This window comes from Actinoplanes sp. CA-131856, from assembly GCF_050956135.1.
GTDB lineage: Bacteria > Actinomycetota > Actinomycetes > Mycobacteriales > Micromonosporaceae > Actinoplanes.
Genome location: NZ_CP191849.1, coordinates 8,596,828 through 8,608,598 on the forward strand (window position 1 = coordinate 8,596,828; position 11,771 = coordinate 8,608,598).

3 protein-coding genes are annotated in these 11,771 nt (G+C 65.0%); all 3 read right to left on the bottom strand.

From position 1 onward, the window contains the following. Positions 1 to 425 precede the first annotated feature (425 nt). Positions 426 to 728 (bottom strand): hypothetical protein, encoded by a 303-nt coding sequence (locus ACQP2X_RS39280; protein WP_498690616.1) that lies wholly within the window; start codon positions 726 to 728, stop codon positions 426 to 428. Positions 729 to 892: 164 nt separating this feature from the next. Beyond that, positions 893 to 7,819 (bottom strand): polymorphic toxin-type HINT domain-containing protein, encoded by a 6,927-nt coding sequence (locus ACQP2X_RS39285; protein WP_498690620.1) that lies wholly within the window; start codon positions 7,817 to 7,819, stop codon positions 893 to 895. Between the two features lie 25 nt (positions 7,820 to 7,844). After that, on the bottom strand, positions 7,845 to 11,375 hold the full coding sequence (locus ACQP2X_RS39290; protein WP_498690622.1) for a LamG domain-containing protein: 3,531 nt from the start codon (positions 11,373 to 11,375) through the stop codon (positions 7,845 to 7,847). Positions 11,376 to 11,771: the final 396 nt, after the last annotated feature.

Genomic DNA, 11,771 nt, shown 5'->3' on the forward strand with positions numbered 1-11,771 from the left:
GTTCGGCAGGAAGGCGACGTCGGAGAGGATCCCGAGGATGCAGTCGCCTGGGTGCGTCCGGGCCCATTCGACACTTCGACAAGAGCTGAAGCAGCCTTACCACGGTTCCGTCGGTTGGCATGCCGGGAAGGTGAAAGTTCGTGGCGTACATCTCACAGCTGTTCAGCCGACCCCCGCCTCGACGCGGCTGCGTGCAACCGGGCTCAGCTGGTCAACTTCCGGCCAGGGAAGCTCTTCCAATCTCGCCTGGCGCAGTCGGTCGATAGCGTCAGCGGCTGCGGACGACAGGCGGCACCTTAATGAGATCTGATTGTCGCCGCAGCGGGCCCCACCCCCGCATTCCGGAGGGTTGAGGCCCGCTGCTGACCGGTATCACCTGACTCCGCGATGCAGCTGGGCAGAACTACACCGTCTACAGCAGTCACCTAAGCTGATAGCGACCTTATGAAGGATTCAATTAGAGCGGTAGAAGGATTTTCCTCGAGATCGGCGGTTACTAAAGTAACAAGGGAAAGCCCTCGCCCAAGAACCGTCACTTCATAGGGCTCGAATCCATACCCTTGTCGCGCGTACGGATCAACCGTCGCGGTCATGCGGGTTTCTGAGCGTTTCATCTTCTCATAAAGAACCGAGAATGGCCCATAACCTTCAGAGTCAACAAAGTATCCGCTCTCATCCCAGGCCCTCTCCATGGCCTCATTACGCACGACCAGAATCTCGCCCGACATTGGAAGAATTATTCGCCGATCGGCCCACCTTATGAATCGCCCTTCTTCGAATCCAGAGACAGAGACGGACATCTCTGGCCAATCACGCAGGCGGAGGTCAAGGAATCGAGTGACTAGTTCTCGAACATCACCGCCAACAATAAATACGGAGTCAAATCCCGAAATCATCGCGGAGACCAATCAGCCGTCGGTCCGGCATAAGTAACCTTCGACTTGGGTACGGAAATTCCGCCAGGCGTCTGAAATACGTAGGATCCTCGTCCACCCCGGAGTGGAACAAGCCTCGACTTTGGCACCGTCATCTCAATCACATACTGCGATTTGGCAGACGTCACTCCCAATTTCTTGAATGCATTGGGAGCCGTCAAATCAGCCGGGCTCCGGTTGGTGAAGAACGGACCAGCACCGTTCTTGGACTCACCTGGCTTGATAGTTACATCCCTCCCACTCATGATCTTATTAAAATGATCCTTGTCCGTGTAGTGATAAACGGTCTGGTCACAATTGTGCACCAGCACTGGCACGCCACCAGCAACCACATAGTACGTGTGCGTGTTGGCGACGGTTAGGTTGAATCTGTGTTGTGGCCCCCCGTAGAGGCGCACAGCTCTCACTGTAACGGCTTGATGACCAACGGATTGCAGCTGGTGTCCGACAAGTAGTTTGCCGGCTTCCGTCCAGGACCCGACGGTCTGGTCCCAGAAGGGATGGTTAGCCGTTGTCTTGATTACTGAGTTCGTGCCGTCCGCGGATGTTACGGAAAGATCGGCAAGGTCATAGTCGACGTTGTCGAACAACACTTCGACTGTCTCGTCAGTAGTCTTGCCGGTGTGCGGTTCGGTGGCAACGACCTTGTCACCGACACTGATGTCGTCGATGTTTTTCGTAGTGCCATCGGCGAGGAGAACCTGTGTTGCTGCCGCGAAACTGCACCTTATCGGTTTGGCTACCGAGCCCTCAGTGGCCTTGGATTTGATTCCTTTGACCCCGCCGACAACGGCTGTCACGTCGAGGGCTGCGAGCGCGCCGTGTCCTAGTGCGCCTGCGACGTCACCTTCGCTGATGTCTTGGCCTATAGCGCCCGCTTGGCTGGCGAGGTCGGCTGCGGCCAGAGGTACGGCGAGGATGCCGCCGATGGCACCGGTTGCGGCGGCGTCGATGAAGTCGGTGGCGCTGTGGATGTCGCCGTTGAGTCCGCTGGTGACGAGGTTGCCGACGGCGCCACTGAGGGCCATGCAGCCGAGAGTTCCGGCGCCGGCGGTTACTGCTTCGCAGGCTACGAAGGTGCCGATGCCTGCGGCGGCGCCGGCGAGGGTGTTGGCGTTGTCGGCGACCCAGTCGGTGGCGCGTTCCCACCAGTGTTTCTTCTTCGGCGGGTGATTCCCGGAGTGACCGCTGCCTCCGCCGCTGTTGCCGCTGCCGGCGTTGTAGTAGCTGGGGCTCTCGTCGTGGTCGCCATTGCCGCCACGGGTGGGAGTCGGGGCGGGGGCTGGCGGGTTGTGGTGCTTTTCGCTCTGGGGGATGACTTCGGGGCCGACGTAGCCGTTGCAGCTGCCGCCGTTGCCGGGGTTGCAGCCGGGTACGGAGCCTTCGACGCGCAGGCCGTCAGGGTCGTTGAAGGTGGTGGGGTTGTTGTTGGCGTAGGCGTAGCCGTTGATCTGCTGGGGGTCGGCGAGGTCGAGGACGGGGTCGACGGAGATGAATCGGCCGAGTACGGGGTCGTAGTCGCGGGCGCCGAGGCGGGTTAGGCCGGTGGGGTCGTTGTCGCCGCCGACGAAGCCTTTGTTGTTGGGCCAGTCGGGGTTGACGCCGCGTGGGATGCCGTAGGGGGTTTGCCGCCGGATGCTGACTTTTTGGGTGTAGGCGTTGACGGCGATCGTGGCGGTGCCTTGGTTGTCGCCGAACAGCCAGGTCAGTGTCTGTGTGCCGGGGGTGCGGGAGGCGATGGTGCGGCCGGCGAAGTTGTAGTAGCGGGTGGCGTCGTTGGCGGTGGTGCTGGCGCCGAGGCGGCGGATTTCCTGGCCGGGCAGGAACAGGGTGGCGCCGCTAGCGTCGCGGCGGATCAGCCGGGTGCCGTTGGCGTCGTACAGGTTGGTTGTGGTGGTGGCGCCTTCGACGACCTTGGTGGGGTTGCCTTCAGGGTCGTAGGTAAGTGTTTGGGTGGCGGCGACGCCGGGGCGGCTGGTCATATTGCCGGCGGCGTCGTAGCCGTAGCCGACGGTGGTGCTGCTGCCGTCCGGGGTGGTGGTTTTCATGCCAGTGACGGCATGCGGGCGGACAACGCCGGTGCCGGGGGTGGGGACCTGGTATTCGCGGGTGGTGGTGCCGGCGCTGGTGTGGGCGACTTCCTTGGTGCGGTTGCCGAGCGTGTCGATGGTCCAGTCGAGCCAGTACGGCGCCGGTCCGGCGAGGTTGTCGACGGTGGGTGTGGTGCCGCAGGAGGCGTCGGTTGCCGGGGTCCAGGCGGACACCAGCCGGCGCATCTGGTCGTAGGCGAAGCACTGCTTGTCAGCCGCGCCGACCTGGGGTGTGTCGGCGATGGACAGGACGTTGCCGGCGGAGTCGTACTGGTAGGTCTGATCCGCGATGGTGCCGGTCGCGGTTTCGGGTTTGACCTGGGTCTGGTGGACGCGGCGGGTGTCGAGCTCGTAGTTGACGTTTTGCTCGGTGTAGACGCCGCCGCTGATTTTCAAGGTGGTGGTGGTGGGTTCGCCGTAGCCGGTGTACTGCTGGCCGACGACGTAGGTGTCGACGTCGGACCAGGCGGTGTTGAGGTATTTGGGCAGGCCGGTGGTCGGGTCGTAGACGGTGGTGAGTCCTTCGGCGACCAGCGGGCCGGCGGCCGGGTAGTCCAGTTCGGTTGCGTCGCCGGTGTAGGGCGAGTAGCTGTGCGAGTAGACGTAGGTTCCGCCGAGCCCGGTCTCGGCGCCCGGGATGATCCAGTGCTCGCCGGAGATTTGGTTGCGCAGGTTGAAGCCGCGGGCCTGCCATTTGTAGGGCTGGCGGGTGCCGTCGGCGGCGGTGTCGTAGCGGATCGCCTGGGTCAGCTGGCCTTGGGCGGGGGCGCCGCTGTACAGCTTGTCGTAGATCCATTCGGCGCGTTTGTTGGCGTCCGCGACGCTGCCGTCGTACAGCCCGGTCTTGCGGCCGATCGAGTCATAGGTATAGGCGAGGGTTTGCCCGCGCGCGTCGGTGCTGCTGGTCAGGTCGCCGTAGTCGTTGTAGGCCGAGGTGTTCTTGCCGCCGTCGGGGTCGACGGCTTCGGTCTGGCGTCCCAGGATGTCGTACTTGTAGGTCCAGGTGTCGCCGGCGGAGTCGGCCGCCGAGGTCATCTTGTTCTTGTCGTTGTACGCGTACTTGATCGAGGTGTAGGTGCCCGACGCACCTGCCGCGGTGGTGTACTCGCGCATTTCCGTGGTGCGCCCGAGCGGGTCGGTGAGCGTGGTGGCGGGGGTGCCGCCCTGCGGGGGGACCACCGTGGTGCGGTCGCCCTCATACGTGGTGCTGGTGCGCCATTTCTCGACCAGGTTGGTGATGCCGTCGCCGGCGCGGAAGATGTTCGCCGTCTGCCGGCCGGCCCGGTCGTAGACGTTGACCGACTGTGAGGGAACTGACCATTCGGGTTCCCACCACAGGGTGCCGGACACGTCGCCGGGTTCGGTGTGCCCGGCGTAGGTGGCCTCGACGCGGCCGAACTGGTCATAGATGGTGTCAGCGACCACCCGGCCGCCGCCGACCGCTTCGATCTGGGTTTGGCGGGCGCGCAGCATGCCGTCGTAGATCTGGTACGACACGTTGGTGCCGCCGCCGGCGTTCAGCGAGGCCGTCTTGACGTACGGGTAGGTCTGGCGGTTGGGGTCGAAGTAATAGGTGAACGCGTGCGATGGCGGGGTGGTGGAGTTGACCCGCGGCCAGCCCGGTTCCCACACCTGCAGGGCACGGCCGAGGGGATCATAGGTGGTTTCGGTGTTGCGGGTGCTGATGTCGGTCAGCTTGGTTGCGGGACCTTCGACGACCTTGGTGGGGACCGACCAGGCCGGGTTGAGCACGGTGGTGGTGACCCAGCCGAGGCTGTTGGTCTCGGTTTTCTGGGTGACCAGTTTGTTGGCCGGGGTGTACGCGTAGGTGGTGGTGTTGCCGCGGACGTCGGTCTCGGTCAGCTGGCGGCCGAAGGCATCGAAGGTGGACTTGCCGCTGGTCAGCCAGGTGGTGCCGGCCGCGGCGGTCCAGTTCTTCATCAGGTCGGTGCGAGTCAGGTTGCCGAACGTCGGGACGGTGTCGGCGCTGGTGGCACCGTCGTAGAACGTCAGCGCGTCGTCGACGAACTGGTCCGGGCTGGTCGGGGTGGCTGAGCACGGCAGCGTGGTGGTGGTGACCCGCTTGGGTAGCGAGATCAGGTTGATGCCGGCGTTCGGGTTGTAGACCGTGGTGGTGCATTTCTCGTCACCGGTGGCGGCGATGTCGCCGTTGTCCTGCACCTTGGTGGGCAAGCCGGTGCCAGGGTCGTAGCTGGTTTGGGTGCTGGTGACTCGCCAGCCGCGGGCGCCGTTGACACCGAGCGCGGCGGCCGCATAGGAGGTGCCGGTGTTGACGAACCGGGCGGTGACGGTGTCATCGCCGATGGTCCGAGTGGCGGTTGGCGCGGATAGCCAGGGGACGGACACGGTTTTGCTGACCGGTTTGTCTTCGGTGCCGTTGTAGACGACCTGTTCGCGGATCATGCCGGCGAACTGGTCCTGGTCGTAGACGGTCTCCGTGCCCAGCGAGGCGTCCAAGACGATGCCGCCGGCGGGGCCGCCTTTGTCGCCGCTCATGCCGCGGAAGTAGGTGGTCTTGGTCAGGGTCTGGTCGGTGTCGCCGGTTCGCATCTCCACGGTCTTGTAGCCGCGGAACTGGTCCCAGGTCCGGTACTTGGCTTTGGATAGGCCGTCGTCGTCGGCGTAGTGCCAGGCCGGTGTCCCGACGTAGGTGTAGTAGGTGTTTTTGGTCGGGGCCTGGTGAGCGTCGGCCAGCTGGACGTCGGTTTCGGCGACCTGCTTGACGACGTACTTATGCCACCACTCGGTCGTGTCGGCGCCGGAGGTGCTCAGCGGGTCGGGTCCGATCACGGGGTAGCAGAGCTTGGTGTTGTTCTGCGGCGAGGCGGGCAGGTTCGTCGAGCTGCACTCGGGCTGCGAGTAGGTGACCTGGACCAGGGCGCCGGTCTCGGTGTGAATATTGGCCAGGCGCAGCCAGTTGTTGGTGGTGTTGGTCTTGGACAGCACCCGGTTCGGCTTCGAGATCGGGTCGAACGTCACCGGTGGCATCGGTGCGCTGCCGCCGACCAGGCCGGTGTGGGTGACCTTGGTCAGCCACAGGCCGCCCTTCTGCCCGTCACCGGGTGAGGGGAAGCTGTGCTCCAAACTCCAGGAGTCGACGTCCTGCCAGGCGGGGGTGGTCTTGGTGGTGTCCCACACCCGGGTGCTGATCTTGTTGAGCATGTTGGTTGACCAGAATGTCGGCGAGAAGTCGTCGCAGCTGGTCGCGGTGGTGGCGCAGGCCTGGTCCCAGGGGGTGTCGGGCCAGTTGTCACCGGTGTGGCTGGAGCACGTCGTCGTCACGCACCGGTCGCCGACGTCGAAGTTGACCTGGGCGAGTGGGGTGACCGATCGGTCGGCGGTGCCGCGGTCCCAGGTGCCGTAGTCGATACGCCGTAGGGTTCCGCCGCGGGTGTAGGGGACGTGCTTGCTGGCGGTGCCTTCCTGGCTGTACTGGTTGGTCTCCTTGTCGTACCAGTACGAGATGGTGTTGCCGTGGGTGTCGATGGCGTAGTCGAGGTTCCACCGCCACGCCTGATTGCAGTCCGAGGCCGTGAAGGTGTCGGCGTGACAGGGCTCGTTGACGTGGTTGCCGTAGACGGGCACCGCCCAGGCGGAGTTCGTGGTGAGGGTCTGGCCGGTCAGTTTGTTGAGGCCGAAAAAGTACTGGGTGCCGTCGTTGGTGGTGACCTTCCAGTACTCGCCGTTGTTGTCGTCGTTGGTCGCACCGGTCAGCAGCTCGATCTTCGAGCCGTTCTCGGAGCGGCCGTGCCAGCCCTTGCCCGCTTCGTAGACGAGCTCGGTGCTAGAGCCGCTGAACGACAGCGTCGCGTTGTTCGACCGCCAGCATTCGTCGAACGAGTGCGCCGGGTTGTTCGGCGTGCCGGATTTGTCGTCATCGCAGGACACGTAGCGCCGCTCGATGAAGCCGGGCCAGAAGTCGAAGCCCTCACCGATCCACGACGGCTGGTTGTTCGTCGCGGCGGATCGGCCGTCCACGCTCGAGGAGGAATACGACAGGCCGAGGCTCGGCTGTGGGCCGTTGATCCCGTTCGGCGCGCGCATCGGATATGACCAGGTGAAGTCGCCGGTCGCCCCGCCTGCGCTCCAGGTTGAAGACGACCCGAGCGGTGACGCCCCGAAGTCACCGGCCGCTCCCGCGGCCGCCGCGGCCAACGCGACCACCGCCGTCTTCGCGGTCACCGGCACGTCCGCCGACGCGGTCGAGGCAGCGGTGTCGTTGCGGGTGGGCAGGGGAGTCGCTGAGCAGCCGGCCGCTGCCGGTGTGCTCAGGGCGCAGTCGGGCAGCTGCCACCAGCGCAGCCGAGACGCCCAGTCCGCGCCGTACGCGTACCGGAAGGCCGAATAGTTGAGGGCGACCGGCACCGTCCCAGCCACGGTGGTCGATACCTTCGCGACCACACCGGAGCGCCACTGCTCCGGAACTGTACTGCGGTCCAGGACCGTTGCAGACGCTGCGGCGGTGGCCGCCGTCGCGCGTTGTCCCGCCTTCGGAGTGATGGTCAGAGGGGTGCCGGCGGCCGGCCAGACCGGCGCCGCGAGTTTGGCCTCGGGCAACGGTGTGGACGGCCAGCCTTTACCGGCGACCTCGTTGCCGTCCTTGTCGATCTTGTCGACCTGAGCGCTCAGATGCTGCGGGTCGCCCGGGTCCGCTGAGGCGGGCGGAACTGCCAGCAGCGACCCGGCCAGCACGAGTGCCGACGATGCCCCGACGATCAGCCGCAGCCGTGCTGCCGCTGACAGGCGGCCGATGACGAATCTTCTGCCGCGCATGGTCCCTCTCCTGGTGAACATGGGCTCAGGCCTCCGAAGGCTTGGGGTAGAGGGCCGCGATCTGCGCTGGGGTCATGCCGCCCTGGTAGACGTTCACGTCGTCGATGCCACCGAAGAAGGTGTCCGTGAAGTTCCCGGCGCCCCCGGGGCCGGTGTACCAAGCACTTCCGACGGTGATCGGCCCGCTTGTGGCCACGACCGGGCTGGGCAGTACCTGGCTCACCTTCAGAAAGCCGTTGTTGTAAAGGCTGATCCGGCGGGTTCCCGCGTCGTAGGTCAAGGCCAGGTCATGCCACGCGCTGGAATCGTCGACCACCAGCGCGTCCGGGACGATCACGTGGGTGAAGCTCACCCCGGTGTCCTGATCAGCCGTGGGTACCATCACCTCGAACCGGGCGGCGCTGACCCCGTTCACCGTCGAGATACGGGTACCGAGGTAGAAGGCCGACTGCTTCGTTCCCTTCGCGGCGACCGCTGTCATCGTCTTGGTCACATCGTCGAGGTGCACGCGCGCGGTCACCGTGAACGATTGGTCCGTCTGCAACACCGGTGTGTCCTGCCAAACGGGATTGTTCGGTTCCGCGGTATTGCGTTGCGACCAGCCGTACTCCTTGGTCGCAATGCCGTCGTCGAAGTACGTGTTGTCGAGCTCTGCGAAGTTGCCGTGGCCAACGGCATCTGCGATGTCGACGCCCGCGGTCAGGGCGAGACGCTTGCCGAAGCCGCTACGGGTGTCCAGCGCTTCACACGTGTTCTCCACGGCCGGGTCGTAGCAGTCGACAGCGTTCTCGAAGTTCCATTCGGCGACCTTGACCGGGTCGAGGATGCCGCGCTCGCCGGCCACCGCGATGGCGGGGTTGGCCTGGTCGCCGGTCAGGTCCTCCTGCACGATGGCCCGGTCGAACAGCTGCACATCCGCGACGGCCCCGTGTAGGTAGGCGACCTCGTTACCGGGGCTGAGCATCCGGTTGCCGATGCGCAGCGAGCCCTTGGAATCCCACGCGGTGAGCGAGGCGGTGGACACCTCTTGACGCAGGACACCGTCGGTCCAGATCCGGAGTTTGCGTTCCCCGCTGTCGAACGCGGCCGCGACGTGCATCCACCGCTTCTCTACCACCGTGTTGATCGAACAGGCCTGCACACCGGAGGCGGCTGGGTCGTCGGTGTCGCGCATCAGCAAGCAGATCGACTTGTCCGCGACGCCGTCGCCGTTACGGTCGTCGTTTCGGTAGTGCAGGTGGAAGTTGGTGCCGTTCAGGCCGTCCTGCTCGATCAGGTTCTGGAACTCGCCGACCGTGTCCAGGCGCACCCAGGCCGCCATGCCGAAGCTTTGCGCCGTGTTCAGTACCGGTCCGGCCGTGGTCAGAACGCCGTTGCCGTTGAACGTCGCCTGCTTGCCATCGATCAGCCGCTTTTCGTCGGTGAAGGTCACGCCGTTCGCCGTCAGCGGTGTGTCGCCGGCCAGGTTGGGTTGCAGGTCGAGCAGTTCCTCGTCCGGGGACACGCTCGGGTAGGACTCGAGCCGCCATCTCGCCACCGGCGGATGCTCCCGCGAGACATCGAAATCGTATGAGCCATCACCAACGTTGCCGGTGGAGTCCACCGCCTGCAGATACAGCGTGTTCCTCCCGTACTTGGGCGCGCTGAGCGTCACCTTCGCCGATTTGGGCGTTCCGCTGGCAGCGACCTCCGTGACCGCGGCGCTCCATCCATACCGGAACTTCACCACGTCCGAATCAGGCGAACTGATGGTGAACACGGCCGGCTTGCCCGGCCCGGCCGGTAGCGGATCGGCGATCGCGTTGACCTTCGGGTCCTGCGTGTCGATCTTGAACTGGCACCAGTCGGTAAACCCACTGCTCTGGAAGTACGGATCCGGGTCGATACCGGATACCGCGAAGCGGTAGAACTGACCATTGACCGCACCGGACACCACCGCACTGGTCGCCAAGGTGCCCGCCGGCGTGCTGCTGGCCGCAGGCGCGGTCATCGCCACCCAAGTGCCGCTGACCAGGTGCTCCCACCGCCACGTCGCCCGGATCGTCTGCTCTTCGTCGTCGTCAAGCATCGTCGCGGCGAACTTCACCGCTGTCGTGCCGATCCCAAGCGTCGCCGTGCTGCTGGTGGGGCAGCGCACGCCGTTAACGTAAAGGTGAGTCGGCCGCTGCGGCCTGCTGTCAAAGTCGGTGATCAGCCTCGCATCGCCCGGCAAATACTTCTTCCACCGGTCCTGCGTCGACTCCCCCGCGATCGTGGAGTCCACGGCAGACATCACGAATGTGGCCGACGACGAGCCAGCGTTCGCCGCGCCTTGAATCGCCGCCTTCACGGCATCGGTGTTGAAGTTCACCGGCATATCCGGCTGCGGCGAGTCCGCACAACCGGCGTCCTCATTCGCGTGCGACGACACCTGCGCCAGCATCTTCAGATACCAGCCAGTTGTCTTCCACGCCGTGCGCGGCACACCGCTGATCGGCGGCGAAGTCAGCAGTGTGTTCGGCGTATTCACGCACGACCACGAGTGATCCACCACCATATGCACGTACGCGTCATGGACGTACATGCCCTTGAGCGCCGTGGTCGGGAACTCGAACAGCGACCGGTACACGATCCCGCTGTCCGGGTCCTTCCCGACGCGGGCCACGCTCAGATCCGAGTTGTTCGAGTTGTTGTTCGTCGAGTACGCCCACCTCGACTTGCCCGTGCTCCATGGCGGATCGATAAACAGCGGAAACGTCGCCGACGACAACAGGTTCGCGTCCGGCCTGAGCACGAGGTCACCGGACGCGGTCAGCTCCGTTGAGACCGGCGCCGTGTGGGCAGTGTCCGACGGCGCGCTCGGCGTAGACGGATCTTCACCGCCGCCACCCTGCGTCGCTGACTGCGCCCGCGCCGCAGGCGCAGCAGTTTGATGTGAATCCCACATCATCGGGGCTTCCGCCGTCGCCACCGTCATACCTGCGGCGACCGCGGCCAAAGACCCGTCTCGCGCACGGCGGAACTGCACCTCACCGCCCAGCTCGAAACTGATCTGAGTGAGCTTCGGGTTCGCCGCCGCCGCCGTCTTGACCACCAGCACGTGGGAGAAGCCGTCCGAGGTTGCCCGCAGCACCAGGTCCACGCCGGGCAGAACCTCGGCATATGTGGCGGAGTCGCCGCTCACCGCCGGCGTCGGCAAATCGCCCAGCGGCCACGACACGGTCAGGGACTTGCCTGCCCGAACCAGCGTCGCCATCGGACCCGTACCGCCGTCGGAGAACCGGACGTCTGCCACCGAAGCCCGGGGGCGAAGCCCATCCGTGCCGGCCTGCAGCGTCAGATCCACATCCGCCCACGATCCGTCCTCACGGCGCACCCGCTGCGGCATAACCGCCGACTCCGCCGTCAGTCCACCCTCAGGGTTGGCGAAGATCTGGGTGTACTCGGTGCGCTGCGACAACACCTCGACACGCTCGCCCGACGCCAACGCCAGCCGCTTGGCGGACGACTCGGTAGCGGCCGACAACGGCGCCATGGTCCGGCTCACCGGAGCGGCGGAGACCGGCCCGGTGGACACCGCACAGCAACCTATGACAACGGCAAAAGCCACAGATCCGGCCAGGACTGGCCGGAAAAGGGCACGCGGGGCCCACCTACGGACACGCAACATGGATGCCTTCCACACAGAAAGTGATCGACATCGGAGAACGTAGGCAGCGGCACACCAACCTGTAAACATCCTGAGCAATGAACAGAGATTGATGCCTAGCAACTAAAACTGATAGTCATGTCCCCACCTGCGCAAAGATCCACATCGCTTAACCGAGAGTGTGTCAACGATCACAGCCCGAGGATGCCCTCCAGCTCGAGCGAGTGAAGGAACCACACCCTCGAGCGGCGCGGGTCGGCAGCGAGGCGAAGCCCCTGGCGAACGGAGACCGCTTGATTCCACGGCGCCAAACCTCTGGCGCAC